21 protein-coding genes are annotated in these 22,257 nt (G+C 66.0%); 15 read left to right on the forward strand and 6 right to left on the reverse strand.

Annotated elements, in window-relative coordinates:
* Positions 1–125: 125 nt before the first annotated feature.
* On the forward strand, positions 126–2,801 hold the full coding sequence (locus B7G52_RS00925) for a bifunctional acetate--CoA ligase family protein/GNAT family N-acetyltransferase (RefSeq protein ID WP_096695554.1): 2,676 nt from the start codon (positions 126–128) through the stop codon (positions 2,799–2,801).
* A 25-nt stretch (positions 2,802–2,826) separates the two neighbouring features.
* Positions 2,827–3,294, forward strand: a complete 468-nt coding sequence (locus B7G52_RS00930; RefSeq protein ID WP_096695659.1) for a universal stress protein — start codon at positions 2,827–2,829, stop codon at positions 3,292–3,294.
* Here the strand turns inward: B7G52_RS00930 and B7G52_RS00935 are convergent.
* A complete protein-coding gene (locus tag B7G52_RS00935) occupies positions 3,291–4,010 on the reverse strand; it encodes a helix-turn-helix domain-containing protein (RefSeq protein WP_096695660.1) in 720 nt (239 codons plus the stop codon). The genes B7G52_RS00930 and B7G52_RS00935 overlap by 4 nt on opposite strands.
* 187 nt (positions 4,011–4,197) lie before the next feature.
* On the opposite strand from B7G52_RS00935, the gene hemN reads away from it, so the two are divergent.
* Both hemN and B7G52_RS00945 read left to right on the forward strand, forming a co-directional pair.
* A complete protein-coding gene (gene hemN, locus B7G52_RS00940) occupies positions 4,198–5,580 on the forward strand; it encodes an oxygen-independent coproporphyrinogen III oxidase (RefSeq protein ID WP_096695555.1) in 1,383 nt (460 codons plus the stop codon).
* Between the two features lie 13 nt (positions 5,581–5,593).
* Positions 5,594–6,286 carry a sulfite exporter TauE/SafE family protein gene (locus B7G52_RS00945; protein ID WP_096695556.1) on the forward strand — a complete coding sequence of 231 codons (693 nt, stop codon included), beginning with the start codon at positions 5,594–5,596 and terminating at the stop codon, positions 6,284–6,286.
* Between the two features lie 192 nt (positions 6,287–6,478).
* Here the strand turns inward: B7G52_RS00945 and B7G52_RS00950 are convergent, their stop codons facing one another.
* Complete coding sequence (locus B7G52_RS00950; RefSeq protein WP_096695557.1) at positions 6,479–7,837, reverse strand: MBL fold metallo-hydrolase RNA specificity domain-containing protein; 1,359 nt, start codon at positions 7,835–7,837, stop codon at positions 6,479–6,481.
* Between the two features lie 75 nt (positions 7,838–7,912).
* Positions 7,913–8,827: a delta(1)-pyrroline-2-carboxylate reductase family protein gene (locus tag B7G52_RS00955; protein WP_096695662.1), complete on the reverse strand. Its 915-nt coding sequence runs from the start codon at positions 8,825–8,827 to the stop codon at positions 7,913–7,915.
* Positions 8,828–9,000: 173 nt separating this feature from the next.
* On the opposite strand from B7G52_RS00955, the gene B7G52_RS00960 reads away from it, so the two are divergent.
* Both B7G52_RS00960 and B7G52_RS00965 read left to right on the forward strand, forming a co-directional pair.
* On the forward strand, positions 9,001–9,372 hold the full coding sequence (locus B7G52_RS00960) for a hypothetical protein (protein ID WP_141397362.1): 372 nt from the start codon (positions 9,001–9,003) through the stop codon (positions 9,370–9,372).
* Positions 9,373–9,480: 108 nt separating this feature from the next.
* Positions 9,481–9,702: a hypothetical protein gene (locus B7G52_RS00965; RefSeq protein WP_096695559.1), complete on the forward strand. Its 222-nt coding sequence runs from the start codon at positions 9,481–9,483 to the stop codon at positions 9,700–9,702.
* Here the strand turns inward: B7G52_RS00965 and pcp are convergent.
* Positions 9,695–10,333, reverse strand: a complete 639-nt coding sequence (gene pcp / locus B7G52_RS00970) for a pyroglutamyl-peptidase I (RefSeq protein ID WP_205853011.1) — start codon at positions 10,331–10,333, stop codon at positions 9,695–9,697. The genes B7G52_RS00965 and pcp overlap by 8 nt on opposite strands.
* A gap of 94 nt (positions 10,334–10,427) precedes the next feature.
* Positions 10,428–11,105: a DUF4136 domain-containing protein gene (locus B7G52_RS00975; RefSeq protein ID WP_096695560.1), complete on the reverse strand. Its 678-nt coding sequence runs from the start codon at positions 11,103–11,105 to the stop codon at positions 10,428–10,430.
* Positions 11,106–11,220: 115 nt separating this feature from the next.
* Here B7G52_RS00975 and B7G52_RS00980 point away from each other — a divergent pair, with 115 nt between their 5' ends.
* From B7G52_RS00980 to B7G52_RS00990, 3 genes are all read left to right on the forward strand, one after another.
* Entirely contained in the window at positions 11,221–12,093 is an 873-nt protein-coding gene (locus B7G52_RS00980) for a neutral zinc metallopeptidase (protein WP_096695561.1), read from the forward strand.
* A gap of 151 nt (positions 12,094–12,244) precedes the next feature.
* Positions 12,245–13,702 (forward strand): DEAD/DEAH box helicase, encoded by a 1,458-nt coding sequence (locus B7G52_RS00985; protein ID WP_096695562.1) that lies wholly within the window; start codon positions 12,245–12,247, stop codon positions 13,700–13,702.
* Positions 13,703–13,797: 95 nt separating this feature from the next.
* Positions 13,798–14,703, forward strand: coding sequence for a YihY/virulence factor BrkB family protein (locus B7G52_RS00990; RefSeq protein WP_096695665.1), 906 nt, complete (start codon positions 13,798–13,800; stop codon positions 14,701–14,703).
* A 97-nt stretch (positions 14,704–14,800) separates the two neighbouring features.
* Here B7G52_RS00990 and B7G52_RS00995 read toward each other — a convergent pair whose 3' ends face one another.
* Entirely contained in the window at positions 14,801–15,652 is an 852-nt protein-coding gene (locus B7G52_RS00995; RefSeq protein ID WP_096695563.1) for a symmetrical bis(5'-nucleosyl)-tetraphosphatase, read from the reverse strand.
* 23 nt (positions 15,653–15,675) lie between these two features.
* On the opposite strand from B7G52_RS00995, the gene B7G52_RS01000 reads away from it, so the two are divergent.
* The 6 genes from B7G52_RS01000 to B7G52_RS01025 all read left to right on the forward strand — a co-directional run bounded on the left by B7G52_RS01000 (position 15,676) and on the right by B7G52_RS01025 (position 22,097).
* Positions 15,676–17,019 carry a hemolysin family protein gene (locus tag B7G52_RS01000; RefSeq protein ID WP_096695564.1) on the forward strand — a complete coding sequence of 448 codons (1,344 nt, stop codon included), beginning with the start codon at positions 15,676–15,678 and terminating at the stop codon, positions 17,017–17,019.
* A 299-nt stretch (positions 17,020–17,318) separates the two neighbouring features.
* On the forward strand, positions 17,319–18,641 hold the full coding sequence (locus B7G52_RS01005) for a sodium:proton antiporter (protein WP_096695565.1): 1,323 nt from the start codon (positions 17,319–17,321) through the stop codon (positions 18,639–18,641).
* A 129-nt stretch (positions 18,642–18,770) separates the two neighbouring features.
* The gene (locus B7G52_RS01010; RefSeq protein ID WP_096695566.1) at positions 18,771–19,778 is read left to right on the forward strand and encodes a metal-dependent hydrolase; all 1,008 of its coding nucleotides are present in this window, start codon (positions 18,771–18,773) and stop codon (positions 19,776–19,778) included.
* 262 nt (positions 19,779–20,040) lie between these two features.
* Entirely contained in the window at positions 20,041–21,300 is a 1,260-nt protein-coding gene (locus B7G52_RS01015; protein ID WP_096695567.1) for a putative Na+/H+ antiporter, read from the forward strand.
* A gap of 205 nt (positions 21,301–21,505) precedes the next feature.
* A complete protein-coding gene (locus tag B7G52_RS01020) occupies positions 21,506–21,811 on the forward strand; it encodes a type II toxin-antitoxin system RelE/ParE family toxin (RefSeq protein ID WP_096695568.1) in 306 nt (101 codons plus the stop codon).
* On the forward strand, positions 21,804–22,097 hold the full coding sequence (locus tag B7G52_RS01025; RefSeq protein WP_096695569.1) for an addiction module antidote protein: 294 nt from the start codon (positions 21,804–21,806) through the stop codon (positions 22,095–22,097). Before B7G52_RS01020 ends, B7G52_RS01025 begins: the two co-directional genes overlap by 8 nt.
* Positions 22,098–22,257 lie beyond the last annotated feature (160 nt).

Consider the following 22,257-nt stretch of genomic DNA (forward strand, 5'->3'; position numbering starts at 1 on the left):
TGCTGGCGTGACCATTCTGTGGGCCACCCGGCACCCGGGTCTTTGATCTGGAGCAACTGAGGGTGCTGCCCGGGCGCTAATCTTCCAGCATGGGGTATGTTGGAACCCCTGTTCCAAGGAAATTCATGAGCGTACGCAATCTCGAGACCCTGTTCCGCCCCGCTTCTGTGGCCCTGATAGGCGCCTCCGACCGGGAGGGCAGCCTGGGTGCCGTGGTCCTGCGCAATCTCAGGGCGGACGGGTTTCAGGGGCCGGTCTGGCCGGTCAACCGCCGGCATACCCAGGTGGGTGGTGGCCCGGCCTGGCCCGATGTCGAGTCGCTGCCGCAGGCGCCGGACCTGGCCATCATCTGCACGCCGGCCGAGACGGTGCCCGACCTGATCACCGCCCTGGGCCGCAAGGGCACGCGTGCCGCCATTGTGTTGTCGGCCGGGCTCAAGCAGGCCGCGCGCTCGGGCGGGCCCACGCTGGAGCAGGCCATGCTGGATGCGGCGCGGCCCTGGCTGCTGCGCATCCTCGGGCCCAACTGCATCGGGGCGCTGGTGCCGGGGATAGGGCTCAATGCCAGTTTTGCACCCGGCAACGCCTTGCCCGGCAAGCTGGCCTTTGTGACGCAATCGGGCGCGCTGGCGACCGCCATGCTGGACTGGGCCAACAGCCGCGGCATCGGTTTTTCTCATTTCATCTCGCTGGGCGACAGCGCCGACGTGGACTTCGGCGACGTCATCGACTACCTGGCCAGCGATCCCGGAACGCGGGCCATCCTGATGTACATGGAGTCGGTCAAGACCGCGCGCAAGTTCATGTCGGCGGCGCGCGCCGCCGCGCGCAACAAGCCGGTGATTGTTGTCAAGGCCGGTCGTGCGCCTGATGGTGCCCGGGCGGCAGCCTCGCACACCGGTGCGCTGGCCGGCTCCGATGTGGTGTTCGATGCCGCCGTCCGGCGCGCCGGCATGTTGCGCGTGGACACGCTGGAGGCGCTGTTCGATGCCGCCGAAACCCTGACCCATGTGAAGGGCTGGCAAGGCGAGCGGCTGGCGGTACTGACCAACGGCGGCGGTGCCGGCGTGCTGGCCGCCGATGCACTGGCGCTGGGCGGCGGCACACTGGCGGTGCTGGGTGCGGGGGCGCTGGAGGCGCTCAACCAGTGCCTGCCGCCCACCTGGTCGCATGGCAACCCGATCGACATCGTCGGCGACGCTCCTGTCAGCCGTTATGCGGACAGCCTGCGGGTCTTGCTGGCAGCGCCCGAGGTCGACGGTGTGCTGTTCATCCATGCCCCCACGGCGATTGTTCCTGCCGACCGGATTGCAGCGGCCTGTCTGCCGCTGATCCAGGCGGCAGCCAAGCCCGTGCTGACCTGCTGGCTGGGTGGTGCGGCGGTGGCGCTGGCGCGGCGGGACAGCGCCAGCGCCGGCATTGCCAGCTACAACACACCGGAACGCGCGGCGGCGGCGTGGCTGCAACTGGCGACCTATGCACGCAATCAGCAGGCGCTGCAGCAGCTTCCCACGTCCGTGCTGGAGGACTTCACGCCGGACCGGCAACTGGCCCAATCGCTGCTCGAGGAGGCGCTGCAGGAAGGCCGCGAGTGGCTCGCTGATGCGCAGGCCCAGGCACTGCTGCGGGCCTACGGCATCCCCACGGTGGAGACCGTCAGGACCCGCGATGTCGAGGAGGCGATCGCCGTGGCCAACCGCATCGGTTACCCCGTGGCCCTGAAGATCGTGTCGCCCCAGGTCATCCACAAGTCCGACGTCGGCGGCGTGGCGCTGAACCTGGTCTCTGCGGAAGAACTCAGGCGCGCGGCCGAGAAGATGCTGCGGCAGGTGATCGGGCTGCTGCCACAGGCGCAGATACTCGGTTTCACCGTGCAGGCGATGGCCGACCGCCCCGGGGCGCACGAGTTGATTGTGGGCATTGCCTCGGACCCCGTGTTCGGGCCGGTGATGCTTCTCGGCGAGGGCGGCGTTGCCGTCGAACTGCACAAGAACCATGTGGTGGCGCTGCCGCCGCTCAATACCCGCCTGGCGCAGGACATGCTCGCCGGCAGCCGGCTGTCGCTCCTGCTGGCGGGTTACCGTGGGCGCCCGCCCGCCGATGAGGCCGCGCTGCTGGCCACGCTGCTGAAGGTCTCGCAGATGGCCTGCGACCTGGCCTGGCTGGCCGAACTCGACATCAACCCCCTGCTGGTCGACGAACACGGCGTGCTGGCGCTCGATGCGCGGGTGCGGTTGCGCCAGGTCCCGGCGGGCGAGCGCAGCCGGCTGGCCATCCGTCCCTACCCGCTGGCGCTGGAAGAACATGTTCAGGTCAAGGGCCAGGACGTGCTGCTGCGCCCGATTCGCCCCGAGGATGGCCAGCGACTGATGGCCTTTTATGCCGGGGCGTCGCCCGCCGACATGCGCTTGCGTTTTTTCATGACGCGGCGCGAGGTGCCGCATTCCGAGCTGGCACGTTACAGCCAGATCGACTATGACCGCGAGATGACCTTTGTGGCGATGGTGCCGCAGGCGGGCGGCGAACCGGTCATGGTGGGCGAAGCGCGGGCCGTTTGCGACCCTGACAACCTGCAGGCGGAATTTGCCATCCAGGTGGCCACGGACTGGCAGGGGCGTGGCCTGGGGCGCCAGCTGATGGACAAGCTGATTCGCTACCTGCGCGAGCGCGGCACGGCCGAGGTCGTGGGGCAGTGCCTGCCGGAGAACGTGGGCATGGCCGCCCTGGCGCGCCAGACCGGCTTCGACGTGTCCACCGCAAGCGCGCAGGAAACCGTGGCGATGCGTCTGTCGCTGCGCTGAAAAATCTTTGACCGGGGAGAAAAAATTGTCCGCTTACCATCAGATTCTTGTTCCCTTCGACGGCAGCCCGACTTCGGACAAGGCGCTCGATGAAGCCATCCGCCTGGCCGGGCTGACCGGCGCGCGGCTGCGGCTGCTCCATGTGGTGGACGAGCTGAGCTACGTCAACGGCTTCAAGACGGCGATGAATTACACCAATGAAATCGTTCCCCTGATGCAGGCAGCTGGCGAGAAACTGCTGGCGCTCGGCCGGCAAAAGGGCGTGGATCAGGGCGTGGACACCGACAGTGTGCTGATTGTGGGCGGGCCAGGCCGCATCTGCGAACATGTGGCCGAGCAGGCCAGGAGCGCGGAGGCGGACCTGATTGTGGTCGGTTCGCACGGGCGGCGCGGCATAGGCCGTGTCCTGATGGGCAGCGACGCCGAGCAGATCGTGCGGACCGCCCCGGTTCCGGTGCTGGTGGTGCGCGGGTCCGAGGATGCTGCCCGCTAGTTACAGCCCTGCTGGTTGACGATGGACTGCAGGGCGTCGGTGTCGAGGATGCGCACATGGCGCTGGCGGACATCGATGACACCGTCGTCGGCAAACTTCGAGAAGGTGCGGCTCACGGTTTCCAGCTTCATCCCGAGGTAACTGCCGATCTCCTCGCGTGTCATGCGCAGGACCAGCTCCGACCCCGAGAACCCCCGTGCGTGCAGCCGCTGCACCAGGTTCAGCAGGAAGGCTGCCACGCGTTCTTCGGCCCGCATGCTGCCCAGCAGCAGCATCACACCGTGTTCGCGCACGATCTCGCGGCTCATGATGCGGTGCACATGGTGTTGCAGGGCATTGATCTCGCGCGAGAGCTCACTGATGCGATTGAAAGGCATGACGCAGACCTCGGCATCTTCGAGCGCGACGGCATCGCAGGTATGGCGGTCGTTGACAATGCCGTCCAGGCCGATGACCTCGCCAGCCATCTGGAAGCCGGTGACCTGGTCGCGGCCGTCCCCGGAGGTGACACAGGTCTTGAAAAAGCCGGTGCGAATGGCAAACAGCGATTCGAAAGGCTCGCCGTTGCGAAACAGGGTGGCGCCGCGTTTGACCTTGCGGCGAACGGCCACGACCTCGTCGATGCGTGCGAGCTCTTGTGGGCTCAGGCCCACCGGCATGCACAGTTCGCGCAGGTTGCAGTTCGAGCACGCCACCTTGATGGTTTTTTCATCGATAAACGGGGTTTCCGGGGCAGTCGCTACCAGATCCGCGGTGGTCGTACGTACGGGGATTTCCTTCATGGGAGAGCCTTTTATGATCTTGATCAAATTGTCCGGGTCCCCGCCCCGGCGCCTTTGATCCATGTCAAGCGCTCGGGGGGGCGGACGCGGCACAGTCGGTTACCTCCACGAGAAACATGTCATGACCAATGTATCGCCCGAACTGCTCCAACGATTCGACGTTCCGGGGCCGCGGTATACATCCTACCCAACGGCCGATCGTTTCGTAGAAGCCTTCACTGCAACTGACTATGGCCAGGCCCTGGCCCAGCGCCGCACGGGCCCGGCCGGGTTGACCATGCCGCTGTCGCTGTATGTCCATATTCCGTTCTGTGAATCGCTTTGTTATTACTGCGCCTGCAACAAGATCATCACCAAGCACCACAACCGTGCCGTCAGCTATTTGCGCTACCTGAGCCGCGAGATCGACCTGCACACGGCCCAGCTCGGCCCGGGCCAGACGGTCACGCAACTGCATCTGGGCGGAGGCTCGCCGACCTTTCTGTCCGACGATGAGTTGAGAGAGCTCATGGCCATGCTGCGGCGCAGCTTCACGATGGTGCCCGGCGGCGAATACTCCATCGAGATCGATCCGCGCACGGTGGATGGTTCACGCCTGCGCGCCCTGGCCGACATGGGTTTCAACCGCCTGAGTTTTGGCGTGCAGGATTTCGATCCCGATGTCCAGAAGGCCGTGCACCGCATCCAGCCGTTTGAGCAGGTCAGCGAACTGATGGTCCAGGCACGCGAAGTGGGGTTCGACTCCATCAATGTCGACCTGATCTACGGCCTGCCGCGCCAGACGCCCGAGTCCTTTGCACGCACGCTGGCCCAGGTGGCGCAGTTGAAGCCCGACCGCATTGCGCTGTATGCCTATGCGCACCTGCCCGAACGTTTCAAGCCGCAGCGGCGCATTGTCTCCGCGGACTTGCCCGGCGCTGCGGCCAAGGTGGCCATGCTGTCACAGTCACTCGCTGCCTTCATGGCTGCGGGCTACGTCTACATCGGCATGGACCACTTTGCACTGCCCAACGACGCGCTGGCCGTGGCCAAGCGCCAGGGCCGGCTGCATCGCAACTTCCAGGGCTACAGCACCCAGCCCGACTGCGACCTCATCGGCCTGGGCGTCTCGGCCATCGGACGCATCGGTGCGACCTACAGCCAGAACGCCAAGACGATGGAAGAGTATTGCGACCATCTCGACCAAAACCGCCTGCCGGTGGTGCGCGGACTGGCGCTCAGCCGCGACGACCTGGCGCGCCGGGCCGTGATCATGGCGCTGATGTGCCAGGGCCAGGTGATTTTCGAGTCGATCGAGCTGGCCTGGCTGCTGGACTTCCGCAGCTATTTTGCGGCCGAGCTGGAACAGCTGCGCAGTCTGGCCGATGAGGGGCTGGTGCTGCTCGACGAATCGGGCATCCAGGTCACGGCGCAGGGCTGGTTCTTCGTGCGTGCGGTGGCCATGGTGTTCGACCGCTACCTGCAGGCCGACCGCAACCGCGCGAGGTTCTCGCGCATCATCTGAACGGGTTTCTGCCATGTCCACCACATTGGCCGTGACGGCCCTGATGATGGGGCTGGCCGGCGGCCCGCATTGCGCTGCCATGTGCGGCGCTGCCTGCGCGGGCATTTCGCGCCTGGGTCCGCGCCAGGGCTCCGGCTCGTCGTCGCGTTCGCTCTGGAGCTTTCAGGCCGGGCGTCTGGCGGGTTATTCGCTGGCCGGCGCTGCTGCCGCGCTGGCCGTGCAGAGCCTGGCCTGGCTGACCACGAATACCGCGGCGCTACGCCCGGTCTGGACGCTGTTTCACCTGGCTGTGCTGCTCTGGGGGCTGATGCTGCTGTCCCAGGCGCGCCAGCCCGCATGGGTCAGCGATGCCGGCCGCGCCGTCTGGTCACGCATCCGGCCGCTGGCCGCGGCGCGTGGCGGCATCTTCGCCACCGGTGCGCTGTGGTCCTTCATGCCCTGCGGCCTGCTTTATTCGGCGCTGCTGGTGGCTTCGCTCAGTGGCGGGCCGCTGGAGGGCGCGTTGTCGATGGCGCTGTTCGCTGCCGGCAGCAGCGTGTCGCTGATGCTCGTGCCGCTGCTGTACGACAAGCTGCAGGGCCGCGGTAACAAGCTCAAGCAGGACTGGGGCACGCGCGCGGCCGGTGGCTTGCTGATCCTCGCGGCGGCCTGGGCGCTCTGGGCGGATGCCTTTCACCGCTTTGCCGAGTGGTGCGGCCTGGCCTGAGCTCCGGCCCTAGGAGCCTGTCGGACTTGGGGTCGTCGGCTGCAAATCGACCGCAGCGGTCCATTTTTCACCGGCTTTTTGCCCCATAGCTCGACTATGGGCCTGCAAATCCGGCAAAAACTGTCCTCGCTGGGGCCGATTTTCGCTTTCGACGCCCCAAGCCCGACAGGCTCCCAGCCTGCATTGGCGGCGTTAGCGGAGAGTGACCGTTTCGAGGTAGAACGGCATGTGAACGTTCCAGTGCAGCTCGCGCTCGATGTGCTGGCGCATCGCGTCCGCAGCAGCGGGTTCGCCGTGCGTGATGAAGGTCTGTTTGGGTGGCGCCTTGAACCCCTTGAGCCAGTTCACAATTTCGGCGGCGTCGGCATGGGCCGACAGGTCGTCCAGCATGGCCACCTCGGCCCGGACGGGAACGTCCTCGCCGAAGATTCGTACCGTTGGTGCACCCCCTGCGATCGAGGCACCGCGTGTGCCGCCGGCCTGAAAGCCGGCGAACAAAATGGTGTTGCGTTTGTCGGGCGCAAAGGCCTTGAGGTGATGCACCACGCGCCCGCCCGTGGCCATGCCACTGGCGGCGACGATCACCATCGGGCCATGGCGCGCATTGAGCAGCCGCGATTCTTCCGGCGTTTGCACGACATGCGCGGCGTGCGCCAGCGCATCACATTCGGCGGCCGTCAGCCGCAGTTCCGATTTGTGTTTCAGGTACACCTGCATGGCGCTGGCCGCCATGGGGCTGTTGAGGTACACGGGAATGTCGTGGATCACGCCCTGGGCCTTGAGCAGCTGGATGCAGTGCAGCAGGCTCTGGGCCCGGCCCACGGCGAAGGCCGGGATCACCACCACGCCGCCGCGGGCGGCGGTGCGGTTGATCACCTTGCCCAGTTCCAGCAGCGGGTCCGAGTTCTTGTGCGGTCGGTCGCCATAGGTGGATTCCACCACCAGGTAATCGGCCCCATCCATCTGCACGGGGGGCTTGAGCACCAGGTCGTTGGGCCGGCCGATGTCTCCGGAAAACAGGATGGAGCGTGATCCGTCATCCAGCCTGACAAACGACGAGCCGGCCATGTGGCCCGAGGGCGTCATGCGCGCGTGCAGGCCTGGTGCGGGTTGCCAGTCCGTGTCATAGGGAACGGGGTGAAACAGCTTGAGGCACTGCAGCGCGTCGTCGCGCGTGTACAGCGGCAGCGCCTCCTTGTGTTTGGACAGTTTGTGGCGGTTGGTGTACTCGGCTTCTTCTTCCTGCAGATGGCCTGAATCGGGAAGCAGGATGCGGCACAGGTCGTAGGTGGCGGGTGTGCAGAACACCTTGCCGCGAAACCCCTCGCGCGCCAGCAGGGGCAGGTAGCCGCTGTGGTCAATGTGGGCGTGCGTCAGGATCACCGCGTCGATCGATGACGGCTTCACCGGCGGCGGCGCCCAGTTGCGCAGGCGCAGCAGCTTGTAGCCCTGGAACAGGCCGCAATCGACCAGCACTCTGGACTTGTCGTGCTGAAGCAGGTATTTCGAACCGGTGACGGTGTCGGTCGCGCCGAGGAATTGAAGTTTCATGGCGTCAGTCTAGAAAGGGCGGTGGAGCGTCTCCTTGCGGTGGATCAACCGGGGTGGATGTGACGACAGGCGCTTCTACCGCGCAAGGGCCGTCCGCGCGGCTGCCAGGTCCCAGCCGGCCCAGCCGCAGCTCTTGAAAAGCACCAGCCCTGCCGGCCTCGGCGTGTCATGGGCCAGCACGTCCGCGAGTGTTGCAAAGCGGCTCACATCCAGACCGGCCTGCAGCAGATCGCCTGCTTCATGGCTTGCATCGGCGGTGTCCACAAACACCGCGCCCTGCTGTGCAAAGTGACGGCAAAGGTCGGGGCCAAGCTCCACCATCCGCGGCGTGAAGGCGCCTACCGCGCTGATGAACGCATCCCGGCGCGGCAGGCTGTCGAGCACCACGCCATGCGCCGGCGTGCAGGTGACCGCCAGCGGGCAGTCGGCCAGCGCGGCGTTGGCGTCCTGCACCACACGGGCCCGCAGGCCCCGTGCGTGCGCGTGCTGCACCAGGGCCTGCGCACTGGCCGCGCTGCGCGAGGCGATCAGGACTTCGCGGACCTGCAGGACTTCGGCAAACGCGTCGAGGTGGGCCTTGCCCTGCACCCCTGCGCCCACAACCAGCAGCGGCCCGTGGGTGTTGGGGGCCAGCCGCTGCGCCGCCAGCAGGGACACCGCCGCGGTACGCCGCGCCGTCACCGTCGGGCCGTCCAGCACCAGCCGGCGTTCCCCGCTGGCAATGTCAAACACCACCACATCACCCTGGATCGTGGCTCGCGTGGTTCCGGCATTGGCCGGCGTGAAGGTGATCAGTTTGGTCATGGCCACCCGGCCGTCCGAGGCCGGCATCACAAACAGGCTGCCACCGCCAGCCAGGGGCTGCACCAGACGCTGCGGAACCTGCACCGAGGCATCACCCAGCAGGCGCACGATTTCTTCCAGCAGGGCGGGGTAGGGCAGGCGGGCCGCGGTCTGCGCGGCGCTCAGCAGGATGGGCGAATCGGTCATGGCTGGATGGTAAGCCAGCCTGCGCATGGCCCTGCCGGAGGGAGTGGTGCAGGGCCGGTCAGAGCGTGTTCACGGGAAGCGGTTTTATCCTACATCGGCACGGGCAAAGCCCCGCGATGAATGTCCGGGGCACGTTCATAACATCGAAACAGCCGCAACGAGGAGTTTGTTTCATGTTTTCCACCCATATGCCCCAAGTCAATACCATCCCCCGTGAATACCTTTATCTGGGAGCCGGGGTGGTGCTGATTGCCAGCCTGCTGGCGGCCGTGGCCATGGTGGCCGGTGGTGAAGTCAAAAAGGCCCAGGCACGTGACGCCATGCTGGCCTCCCAGCAGACCGCCGTGGCTTATTGTGTGGAAACCCTGCGCGGTGCGGCCCTCAGCAATTGCGTGCGGCATGCCCGAGCCGACATGTACAACGACGGCGCGAAGTCCACCTTGGCCGGCAATGATCCGGCTGGTGCTGTGATGGCCGGGGGCCAGGCCAGGGCGCCCGCGGACAACATGGGCATGATGCCGGTTTCCTTCGGCGCTGTCCGGTAAGTCCGGCGCTGTTTTTCCGGCGGATTCCGCTATTTCCGGCAGGCACCTGTTTCCGGTGCAGAGGGTGGTTTGAAGAAGGGGGCGCCGGCAGCGGTTAGCATTCCCTGCATGAAGTTATCCCGCCTGTTTCAGCCCCGCAATCCCCTGTTCTGGATGGCCATGGCGCTCAATGCCCTGTCGGCCGCGCTGGCCTGGATTGTTCACAACCGGGTGCTGGACACCTGGGCCACCCTGATCGTCGGCGGTTTCGCCCTCAGCAACGCGCTGATCGGCAGCTGGCTGGTCTGGCGGCTGTTGCGGGACGAGCCAGCGCCAAAACAAATCAACTGATCGCTCCCGCGCCCTGCGCAATATCGCGCTGCGTGGTTAGAGCCGCACGCACGGTCACACGCAGCCCGCGTACCACGTCCTCCAGCGCCATGTGGGGCTGGCCCTGGCCGGGCAGGAAAGGCACGTGGACAAAGCCGCCGCGTGTGCGTTTGAAGCCGCGCCGCGTGGCCAGCAGGTGCATGAGTCCGTAAAACACATGGTTGCAGACAAAGGTGCCGGCGGTCTGCGAGACCTCGGCGGCAAGGCCTTCTTTTTGCAGCGCCTGCAGCATGGCCTTGATGGGCAGCGTGCTGAAATACGCCGCCGGCCCGCCGGCGACAACGGGCGTGTCCACCGGCTGCACGGCGGCATTGTCGGCAATACGTGCGTCGTTCACATTGATGGCCACACGCTCCAGCGAGAGGGCTGCGCGTCCGCCGGCCTGACCGACACAGAGGACCAGCGCCGGCTTGTGCGTGCGCAGCAGTCGCCCCAGTTCGGCCAGCGAGGCTTCAAACACGGTCGGCAATTGAGCGGCCACCACCTGATGGCAGCCGATGCGCCGGCCGTGCAGCGCCTGGACCGCCAGCCAGCTCGGGTTCAGGGTGTCGCCGCCGAAGGCGTCAAAACCGGTCAGCAGGATGCGCGGCAGGGGCGGGGAGGTCGTGGGGCGAGGCATGCCGCCATTGTGAAGCAGGCCGGTCTGCATAATTTCCCGGCACTGCCACGGGGGCCGTGCAAGACGCCTATTTCCTGATCAGTGCGCCGGTTTCCCGGTCGAAGCGGACCTGGCGCACCTGCCCGTTCTGGCCGGGGAAACCGTCCAGCGCCGCGCGCACCAGGTAGGGCATGACGGCAGGCAGCGCAGCGTTGCCTTCATACACCACGCGGGATTCGAACACCGCGCGTGGCTGCCCCGGCGGGCCGCTGCGGGTATCGAGCAGGCGCAGGTTGAGCTGGCTGAACTGCACGGTGTAGGGCACGACCCGGTCGCCCACATAGGTCGGACCAAAACGGCTGGGCGCCCAGAAGCCCGGGAAATACTGGCCGGCGGCGTTGCGGCGCGGCGGGTAAAACACCAGGGGGTCTTCATACACGGGCTGCAGGTAGGTTCTTTGCTGGGTCTGGCTGACCGTGCTCAGTTCGGCCAGCAGGCGCGCGGGCTCGCCCGCGGCGGCAGGCCGCAGGCCCAGTTTTTCCAGTTCCAGCTGCGCATAGCGTTCATAGGTGGCCTGTTCCAGCTCCTGGGGCGCGCCCCAGCGGTTGGGCGGCGGCTTGATGAAACTGAAGCTGCTGCCGGCGGCGTCAGTGGGCCACTGGTTGAAGCTGGTGACCTGTGTCACCAGCGGGCTCGCGCAGGCGCTCAGCAACACGGCTGACAGCAGGACGGGAAAAATACGCGCACGTGCAAGAAGTCTGTTCATGCTCAATGGGATGCTGCGACGAACAAAATGTTCCGTCTCGGGATTGAAAGCTCAAGTAAAGTAGTCCGCACAGTTTGCGCCGCCTCTGCGGCGCCGACGCCAACGAAAGTAAATCATGAAATGGGAAGGCAACCGCGAATCCGACAACGTCGAGGACCGCCGTAGCGGAGGAGGAGGGGGCGGGTTGCTGGGTGGCCGGAGCATCGGCATCGGCACGATTGTCGTGGCACTGGTAGGTGGCTGGATCTTCGGCATCAATCCGATGACCATTTTGAGCCTGCTGAGCGGCGGCGGCACCCCTACGGCGCAGGTGCAGCAAGGCCCCGCCCAGCGCCCTCCGGCGGACGACCGCATGGCCAGTTTTGTGTCCACCGTGCTGGCCGACACCGAAGACGTCTGGAAAGTCGTGTTCACCCAGGGCGGCAGCACTTACCAGGAGCCGCGGCTGGTGCTGTTTCGCGGTGCCACCGCCACGGCCTGCGGCCAGGGGCAGGCGGCCATGGGGCCTTTTTATTGCCCGGCCGACCAGAAGGTCTACATCGACCTCGGTTTTTACGAAACCCTGCAGAAAAAGCTGGGTGCGCCCGGCGACTTTGCCCAGGCTTATGTGATTGCACACGAGGTCGGCCACCATGTGCAGAACCAGCTCGGCATCACCGGCAAGATGGAGCAGATGCGTGGTCGTGTCAGCAAGACCGAATACAACGCCATGAGCGTGCGGCTGGAGTTGCAGGCCGACTGCTTTGCCGGCTTGTGGGCGCACCATGCGCAGCGCGCCCGTGCCATCCTGGAAAAGGGCGACGTCGAGGAGGCCATGAATGCCGCCGCAAAAATCGGCGACGACGCGCTGCAGAGCGGAAGCGGCGGCGCCATCGTGCCCGAGAGTTTCACCCACGGCAGCAGTGCCCAGCGCGCGCGCTGGTTCAACAACGGCTTGCAGCAGGGCAATGTCAAGGCCTGCGACACCTTCTCCGCCCGGAATTTATAGAAAAAAGGCTTCCGGCCCCCGTCCTGTCTACGCAAGCAGCTATTAAATGAATAGCAAACAGGCGGCGGAAAACCAGCCATCCGCAGGCCCGGCCGGGCGGTGGGCCGGCGGAAATGCCTTGATCGCCCAAAGTGCGACAATAGCAGGCTAAATGACATCCTCTTTTTCGAACCTTTCGCTGGCAGAACCGCTGGCCCGCGCCGTAGCCGAAATGGGCTACGAAACCATGACCCCCATCCAGGAGCAGGCCATTCCGGTCGTTCTCCAGGGCAAGGACGTGATGGGCGCCGCCCAGACCGGCACCGGCAAAACCGCCGCTTTCGCCTTGCCGCTGCTGCAGCGCATGATGAAACACGACAACGCGTCCACCTCGCCGGCGCGTCACCCGGTGCGCGCCCTGGTCCTGCTGCCGACCCGCGAGCTTGCCGTCCAGGTGGCCGAGCAGGTCAGGCTCTACGCCAAGTACACCAACCTGCGCAGCACGGTGGTGTTCGGCGGCATGGACATGAAGCCGCAGACGCTGGAACTCAAAAAAGGCGTGGAGGTGCTGGTGGCCACACCGGGCCGCCTGCTGGACCACATCGAAGCCAAGAACACCGTGCTTAACCAGGTGGAATACGTGGTGCTCGACGAGGCCGACCGCATGCTGGACATCGGCTTTCTGCCCGACCTGCAGCGCATCCTGAGCTACCTGCCCAAGCAGCGCATCACCCTGCTGTTTTCGGCCACCTTCTCGCCCGAGATCAAGCGCCTGGCGTCCAGCTACCTGCAGGACCCGGTGACGATCGAGGTGGCGCGTTCCAACGCCACGGCGTCCACGGTGGAGCAGCATTTCTACGCCGTCAGTGCCGACGACAAGCGCCGCGCACTGCACCAGGTGCTCAAAACCCGCGGCATCAAGCAGGCCTTTGTGTTTGTCAACAGCAAGCTCGGTTGCGCACGCCTGGCCCGCTCCCTGGAGCGCGAAGGCCTGAAAACCACCGCCCTGCACGGCGACAAAAGCCAGGACGAGCGGCTGAAGGCACTCGAGGCTTTCAAAAGCGGCGAAGTTGATTTGCTGGTGTGTACCGATGTGGCCGCGCGCGGCCTGGACATCAAGGACGTGCCGGCGGTGTTCAACTTCGACGTGCCTTTCAACGCGGAAGACTATGTGCACCGCATTGGCCGCACTGGCCGCGCCGGCGCCTCGGGCCTGGCGGTGAGTTTTGCGGCCGCCAGCGACCAGCGCCTGGTCACCGACATCGAAAAACTCATCAAGACCAAGATCGAGCTCGAACCCATGGAGTTCGACGAAGACCAGCCGCGCATCAAGGAGCAGGGCCGCATCAACGACGGCCGGCGCATGTACCGCGACAGCGGCGACCAGCCTGTGCGCGAAGCGGCCGAAGCCCCGCGCGACAGGCCGGAGCGCCGTGAACGCCGCGAGGCGCCGCCGCAACGCCAGTCGGCCTCGCGCGACCCCTTCTTTGACAAGCCTTACGAATCCAGCCTGCCGGCCGAAGCGCAGCCGGCCTGGGAAGCGGCCGCCAAGGGCGGCGCCTCACGCGGCGTGTCGGCCAACATCAAGCCGAAGAAAAAGGTTGCTGCACTGTTCAAGACAGGCAGCTGAGGCGGCGGGCCCGCCGGCAGTCGGCCGGGGCCTACCGTTTCCCGCGCAGGCGTCTGATGGTTTTGCGCAGCCAGCCACGCTAAGCTGAGGCCATGATGCCCTCGTACGCTGGCCTGCGCCGCGCCTACCAACGTTCTTCCTTTCCCACCCTGTTCCGTCCGGTGGGTCGCGCCGTCGACCTGTGGATGAACGCGGACGGCCTGCGCATGAGCGCCGCCATGTCTTTCTACGGCATTCTCAGCCTCGCGCCTCTGCTGGTGCTGCTGGTGGCCGTGCTGGGCTGGTGGCTCGACCGCAGCTACATCGAAAGCAGCCTGATCCGGGAGATAGGCGGCGTGATCGGCGAGCAGGGCGCGCAGATGATCAAGCAGGCGCTCGCCAGCGCGCAGGAGCCGTCGGAGGGGCTGCTGGCCTCGGGGATCGCGTTTGTGTTGCTGCTGTCGGGTGCCACCGGCGTGTTTGCCGAACTGCAGGACGCCTTCGAACGGCTCTGGCGCCAGGACACCGGCGTGCCGCCGCAGCAGAAGTGGTGGTACAGCGCGTCGCTGCGCGTGCGCGGCATTGCCTACATCCTGGCCTTCGGTTTTCTGCTGCTGGTCTCGCTGGCGATCTCGGCCATCCTGCGCTTTCTGACCACCTGGGCCGGCATCTACATGCCGCTCGAAAGTATTGCGGTGGCGATCAACGAGCTGGTCTCCATGGGTTTTTCCGCGGGGCTGTTCGTCGCGTTGATGCGCATGAGCGCCGGGCCCAAACCTTCGCTGCGTTACCTGGTGATGGGCGGCATCGCTGGCGGCATTTTGTTTGCGCTGGGCAAGTACCTGATGGCGATTTACCTGTCGACCGCGGCCGTGGTGTCGGCCTACGGCGCGGCCGGCTCGCTGGTGGTGCTGCTGATGTGGATCTACTTCTCGTCGGCGGTGCTGCTGCTCTCGGCCAGTGTGGCGCGCGCCCTGTCCGACGAGGCGGCGCTCAGGAAGGCCGTCCCGGCCCCCGCCTGAGCGGTTGACGGGCTGCTGGCATGCTATTTTATTGATAGCTGTTGGCGCAGGTGTTTGTTGGGCTGGAGGCCTGAAGCCCTTGAATGTCCGGCCGCGTTCAGTCCGGCGCCTGAACTTGCGGACAGGGCACGCGGATCAACTCGAACTGACCGGGCCTGCTGCCCAGCCGCGCCGCGCTCAGGCAACCGCCCCAGACACAGCCGGTGTCCAGCGGCAGGGTGTTGTCCAGCAGGCCGGCCCCGCTGGCCACGGTGTCGGCGCCCAGCGTGGACCAGTGGCCGAAGGCGACGGGCAGACCGGCGGTTTTCCGGCCGGGGACTTCAAACCACGGCAGGTAACCGGGGGGCGCCGTCTGCGTGCTGCCGGTGGTGGCAAATTCCATGGCGCCGTCGGTCGTGCAAAAACGCATGCGTGTCAGGGCATTGACAATCACGCGCAGCCGCTCGGCACCGGCGAGCGTGTCCTGCCACTGGTTGGGCGTGTTGCCGTACATCGCTTTCAAAAAACCTGCCAGGTCGGGGCCGCGCAATGCCTGCTCCACTTCGCCGGCCAGCGCCATGGTTTGTGCGGCGCTCCATTGCGGCAGCACGCCGGCGTGCACCATGAGCCAGCCGTGTTCAAGCATGGCCATGCGGCGGTGCCGCAGCCAGTCGAGCAGGGGGTCGCAGTCGGGCGCGTCCAGCACCTGCTGCACGGTGTCGCTGCGGTGTGGTTTGCGCAGCCCGTGGCGGATGCCGAGCAGGTTCAGGTCGTGGTTGCCCAGCAGGCACTGCGCCGCATCGCCCAGGCCGGACAGGCTGCGCAGCACGCCCAGCGAGTCCGGGCCGCGGTTGACCAGGTCGCCCAGGATGTAGAGGGTGTCGCGGCTGGGGGAGAAATCCACGCTGCGCAGCAGGCGCTGCAGCGGCTCGTTGCAACCCTGCAGGTCGCCAATCAAGTAAAGTGCCATGTGTTCATTCTGCCTCTGGATCCATGGATTTCATCCTCATCGCCTTTTTGACCCTGCTCAACGGCATTTTTGCCATGTCCGAGATGGCGCTGTCGGCAAGCCGCAAGGCCAGGCTCACCGCCCTGGCCGAGTCGGGTGACAAGGGCGCGCAGGGCGCGCTGTCGCTGCTCGATAACCCGACGCAGTTTCTCTCGTCGGTGCAGGTCGGCATCACCTCCATCGGCATGCTCAACGGCATCATCGGCGAGGCGGCCTTCAGCAGCGGGCTCTCGGCGTGGATACAGACTTTCGGCGCCTCGCCCCGTGCGGCAGACATCACGGCCACGGCACTGGTGGTGACCATCATCACCTACATCACCATTGTGTTTGGCGAACTGGTGCCCAAGCGCATCGGCCAGCTTTACCCCGAGACGGTGGCGCGCCTGGTCTCGCGCCCCATGATGTGGGTGGCCACTGCCGCCAAGCCTTTTGTGCGGCTGCTGTCCTTCAGTACCCACAGCGTGCTCAAGCTGCTGCGTGTTGACACCGCCGGCGACCGCACCGTGACCGACGAGGAAATCGCCGCCAGCCTGGAAGAGGGCGTGGACGCGGGGCTGATCGAGGAACACGAGCACCAGATGGTGCAGAACGTCTTTCTGCTCGACGACCGGCTGCTCACCTCGCTGATGCTGCCGCGCTCGGACATCGAGTGGCTGGACGCCGGCGACACCGTGGCGCAGGCCATCGTCAAGGCCGGCGCGACCGGGCACTCGTGGTACCCGGTGTGCCGCGGCAGCCTCGACGACGTCGTGGGTGTGGTCAACGTGGCCAAACTGCTGGCCCTGCGCGGCCAGATCCAGCCCGTCGGCGAGGAGACCGGCACCGGCACCACACCGACGCTGGCCGATCGTATTGACACCTACGCGATTCCGGCCATGTTTGTACCCGAAACGCTGACCGGCATGGAGCTGCTCGAACAGTTTCGCACCCAGTCCACCCGCATGGTCTTTGTGGTCGACGAATACGGCGTGGTGCAGGGCCTGATGACCCCCATGGACATGCTGGAAGCCATCACCGGCGAGCTGCAGCCCGGCGCGCAGGTGGACGCCTGGGCCACGCGCCGCGCCGACGGCAGCTGGCTGATCGACGGCGTGATGCCGGTGTCCGAACTCAAGGCCCGGCTCGACATCCGGGAGCTGCCCGACGAGGACAGGGGCCGCTACAACACCGTGGCCGGCCTGCTGCAAAGCGTGTCGGGGCGCCTGCTGGGCACCGGCGATCTGGTTGACGCCGCGGGCTGGCGTTTTGAGGTGCTGGACCTGGACGGCAAACGCATCGACAAGGTGCTGGTCAGCCAGATTGCCGGGCAGCCGGCAGAACCGGCCTAGTGCCGAGGCTGCTCATTCAAGCGCCTGAAATCCATGTTTTCGGCCTCCAGCCCAATCAGGACGGGCGCAGGCAGCTACTGATTCAATAGTATTTCGGCTTGCTGGCGCTGCCGCCGGCGCCACCCGGACGGCGGGTAAAGACGTGAGGGCGGTGCCCGCTGTTGCGAAGGACGCGGTATCCTTGTTGGCATAACCCACCGGAACAAGACACCCCGGCCGCGTTCGCCGGGCATTCTTCATGAACCCTTCACACCGCCCATTGCGCACCCTGCGAGGCCGGCCCCGGCACGGCCTGACTGATGAATAACGCCGTGTGGTTCTTGCTGGTGGGCGGCCTGCTGCTGGTGATGGGCCTGACCTACACCGTCCTCAAGCGTTCACCGGTCACGGCCGCCATCATTTACCTGGCCGTGGGGCTGCTGGTGGGGCCCAGCGCGCTCAACCTGCTGCACTTCAATCCGCTCAAGGAGTCGGCCCTGCTGGAGGTGCTGACCGAGGGGGCCGTGCTGATCTCCCTGTTTTCTGCCGGCGTCAAGATGCCGGTGCCCTTCAGCTTCACCCGCTGGCGCGCGCCGATTCTGCTGGCCACCGTGTCCATGACGCTCACCGTCGCCATGGTGGCGGCCTTTGCTTTCTACGTGCTGGGCCTGCCGCTGGGCGCCGGCGTGCTGCTGGGCGCGATTCTGGCGCCGACCGACCCGGTGCTCGCCACCGACGTGCAGATCCGCCACCCGGGCGACCGCGACCAGCTGCGTTTTACCCTGACCTGCGAGGCGGGCATGAACGACGGCAGCGCCTTCCCCTTTGTGATGCTGGGGCTCGGCTTGCTGGGCCTGCACGAACTCGGCGACTTCGGCCTGCGCTGGGTCCTGGTGGATGTGGTGTGGGCCACGCTGGCCGCAATCCTGATCGGTGGCGTGGCCGGCATTGCGCTGGCCCGCCTGGGCTGGAAATTCCGGCGTGCGCCGCACAAGCACGAGTTGCTGGACGACTTCCTGGGCTTGGGGCTGATCGGCGTGGTGTACGGCTTGACCGTCATGGTGCACGCCTGGGGTTTTCTGGCCGTCTTTTTTGCCGCCGTGGCGCTGCGCCAGACCGAACTGAAGCTGGCGAGGAACGCACCCAAATCCGCCGCCGGCGCCACCGAAACCGCCGGCACCGGCGCGCCGGCCAGTGCCGGGTCCGCCGCCGATCCGGACTCCTTGCACACCGTCAGCGAAGGCTCGCTGGTCTTCAAGGAACACCTGGAGCGGCTGTCGGAACTGATGCTGGTGCTGCTGGTCGGCGGCTCGCTGTTCCTGACCTCCTGGAGCTGGCCGGCGGTGGGGTTGGCGCTGTTCCTGTTTCTGGTGGCGCGCCCGCTCAGTGTGCTGGCCAGCCTGTTGTTCACGCCGACGCCCTGGCGCATTCGCGGCATGACGGCCTGGTTCGGCGTGCGCGGCATCGGCTCGCTGTATTACCTGATGTACGCCATTCAGCACCAGCTGCCCGAGAGCCTGGCCCTGCAGATGATCCAGATGACCCTGGTGGTGGTGGCGCTGTCCATCCTGCTTCATGGGGTCAGCGTCAAGCCCATGATGGGCTACTTCTGGCGACGCAGCAAACAGACGCCGGTGCCCTGAGGCTGGCCTGCTTTTTTTCATGCGAACGGGTGACACGGCGCCCGGTGCAGGCAGAACGTCCCGTCCCCGCCAGGGGGCAAGGGCCGCCCGCCGCGCCTGCCAGCGGGCCGCAGCGTTAAGCTGCCCGCCATGGATTCGCTGACCCAGATTGCACTTGGTTCGGCCGTGAGCGTGGCCGTCATGGGCCGGCGCACCGCCGTGTGGAAGGCCGCGTTGTGGGGCGCGGTGGCCGGCACGCTGCCGGACCTGGACGCCTTCATCGACCACGGCAATGCCATCCTCAACATGACGCTGCACCGCGCCGAAAGCCACGCGCTGTTCTACCTCACGCTGGCCGCGCCGCCGCTGGCCTGGCTGGTCTCGCGCCTGCACGGCGAGGCTGCGCTGTTCAAACGCTGGTGGCTGGCGCTCTGGCTGGCGCTCATCACCCACCCGCTGCTCGACGCCATGACGGTGTACGGCACCCAGCTGCTGCTGCCGTTCACCAGCTACCCGTTCGGCGTGGGCAGCGTGTTCATCATCGACCCGCTCTACACCGTGCCGCTGATGGTTGGCGTGGTGGCCGCGCTGCGCTTCAAAAGCACCCGCGGCCTGCGCTGGAACGCGGCGGCGCTGGCGATGAGCACGCTTTACCTCGGCTGGAGCGTGCTGGCGCAGCAGCAGGCCACCGGGGTGGCGCGCAGCTCGCTGCAGGTTGAGGGCATCACCGCCAACGCGCTGCTGGTGACGCCCGCGCCCTTCAACACGCTGCTGTGGCGCCTGGTGGCCACCACCCCCACGCAGTATTTTGAAGGCCACTATTCGCTGGTCGACAGTTCACCGCGCATCACCTGGACCGCGCATGACCGCGGCGCCGACCTGATCACCCTGCACGGCCAGGACCCGCCGGTGGCGCGCATCGCCGCCTTCAGCCACGGCTTTTTCCGCCTGTCGGAATCGGGTGGCCGCCTGTTTGTCACCGACCTGCGCATGGGCCAGGAGCCGGCCTACACCTTCCACTTCGACCTCGGCACCGCCGCAGCCCGCGCCGCGCAAAGCCATGTGCCCACACTCAAGGGCGCGCGGCCCGATGTGGCGACGGCCTTGCCCTGGCTGTGGCGGCGCATGTGGGGCGACCCGCTGCCGCCGCCGCGGTGAGGGCCGGTGGGTGTACTGTCTTTTGCTACTGTTTCGATAGCTGTTTCCGTAGGTTTTGATTGGGCTGGTGCCCGATTTGGCTTGTTGATTTTTTCGCGATTCATGGCGCTCCACCGTTCGGGCTGAGCTTGTCGAAGCCTGTCCTGCGCTTGGGCAAGAACAAGCCGCACCAGGCCCCTGTTAAAATCCATCCCGGGTGTCAGCGCATTCGCGCCAGGGCAGGTATGCGTCGGTCGGGCCGCCACGCGGAGTACCTGCGCCCATGCCTTCGACCCCTGAAACCATCCAGGTGATTGCCGCCGCCATTTTTGCCGTGGCCCTGCTGCACACCTTCGCCGCCAAACAGTTCGAGCGGCTGTCGCATCGCTACCCCCGCCACGCCGGGCTCTTTCACCTTCTGGGCGAAGTGGAAGTGGTCTTCGGCTTCTGGGCCATCGTGCTGGTACTCAGCATGGCGCTGCTGGTCGGCGGTGGCGACGCGCTGGCGTATGCCGAGTCGCGCAACTACACCGAGCCGCTGTTCGTCTTCGTGGTGATGGTCATCGCGGCGTCACGGCCTGTCTTACGGGCGGTGATGGCCTCGGTCAACACCTTGGCGCGCCATGTGCCCCTGCCCACCCCGATTGCCACCGCTTGGCTGGGCCTGGCCGCGGTTCCCCTGCTCGGATCGCTGATCACCGAACCCGCGGCCATGACCATCGCGGCCCTGATGCTGGCGCCGCAGATCTTCCGCACGGCTGTGCCGGAAGGCGTCAAGTACTTCGCGCTCGGCGTGTTGTTTGTCAACGTGTCGATCGGCGGCACGCTGACCGCTTATGCGGCCCCGCCCGTGCTCATGGTGGCCGCCGCCTGGCAATGGGACAGCGCCTTCATGGCGGCCAACTTCGGCTGGAAGGCGGCCATTGCGGTGGTGATCAATGCCACGGCCGCCACCTTTGTGATGCGCCGGCACCTGCGCACACCGCCTGCGCCCAGGGGCGGGGAAGCGCGCATGCCGCTGTCGGTGGTCGCCGTGCACATCGTCCTGCTTGCCGCGGTGGTGTTGATGGCGCATCACCCGGTCGCCTTCCTCGCGATCTTTCTGCTGTTCCTCGGTTTCACGCAAGCTTATGAACGGCACCAGAGCCCGCTGATCATCAAGGAAGCGCTGCTGGTGGGCTTCTTCCTCGCCGGGCTGGTGGTGCTGGGCGGCATGCAGGCCTGGTGGCTGCAGCCCATTGTGGCCAGCCTGCAGCCACTGGCGCTGTTCATGGGCTCGCTGGGCCTGACCGCCATCACCGACAACGCGGCGCTGACCTACCTGGGCTCGCTGATCGCCGGCATCTCCGATGAGTCCAAGTACATGCTGGTGGCGGGCGCGGTGGCCGGCGGCGGCCTCACCGTGATCGCCAACGCGCCGAATCCGGCCGGCGTGGCCCTGCTCAAACGCGGCTTCGCCGACGAAACCGTGGGCGCCGGCGGGCTGCTGCTCGGCGCCTTGGGGCCTACCGCGGTGGCTGCGGCGGCTTTTCTGTTTCTGTAGCCGGGCAGGGCGGGTGGTGCCGGTTGCTAACTTATTGATAGCTGCTTGCGCCCGTCGGATAAGGGCTGGAAGTTGATTTTGTTCGCAAGGTCAGTGGAGAAGTCCGTTCCAGGGCCACGTAGAGATCAAAGCTCTAAATGCCGAGGCCCCCGTCGGGATTGGAGGTTCTCGTCAGTCGGTAGTTTATAAACTACAATTACAACCGATGATCGAGATCAAACAAACGGAGACATTCCGCTCATGGGAGGCGCGGCTGAGGGATCGCCGGGCTCGCACCCTCATCGCCGCCCGGGTGATGCGTCTGGCCGAAGGTTTGCCTGGCGATGTTGCGCCCGTCGGTGAAGGGGTCAGCGAACTCAGGATTCATCACGGTCCCGGCTACCGGATCTATTTCCAGAAGCGCGGGAATGTCCTTGTCGTGTTGCTGTGTGGTGGCGACAAGGGCTCCCAGGCACGCGACATTGCGATGGCAAAGAAACTGGCTCAAGAATGGAGTGAACAAGATGGCTGAGAAACTGACGACCTACGATCCTGCAGCCGCGCTGGTCAACGACGAAGAAATTGCCTTCTTCATGGCCGACGCACTGGAAACCGGCGACGCCGCCTACATCGCCAAGGCATTGGGCATTGTTGCCCGCGCCAAAGGCATGACTCAAATTGCAGGTCAGACCGGTCTGTCTCGCGAGCAGCTTTACCGTTCTTTCAGCGAGAACGGTAACCCCACCTTGAAGACGACGCTGGCGGTCATGAAAGCGCTGGGCATTGAGCTGACGGCCAAAGTTTCGATGCAGGCTTAGGTTTGCGCGGATTCGCGACTGCTTCCTTTACCTTGGCGTGACCAAGAGATAGTTGTGCTGCACGCTGCTACCTGAGATGCCGATAAAGCAGTCGAAGCTACCATGATCAGAACCCGGCGAACTTGAATGCCCTCGGGAAGCGTGGTAGATCGCCATGAGT

Source organism: Polaromonas sp. AER18D-145, from assembly GCF_002379095.1.
In the GTDB taxonomy this organism is placed as follows: Bacteria; Pseudomonadota; Gammaproteobacteria; order Burkholderiales; family Burkholderiaceae_C; genus Polaromonas.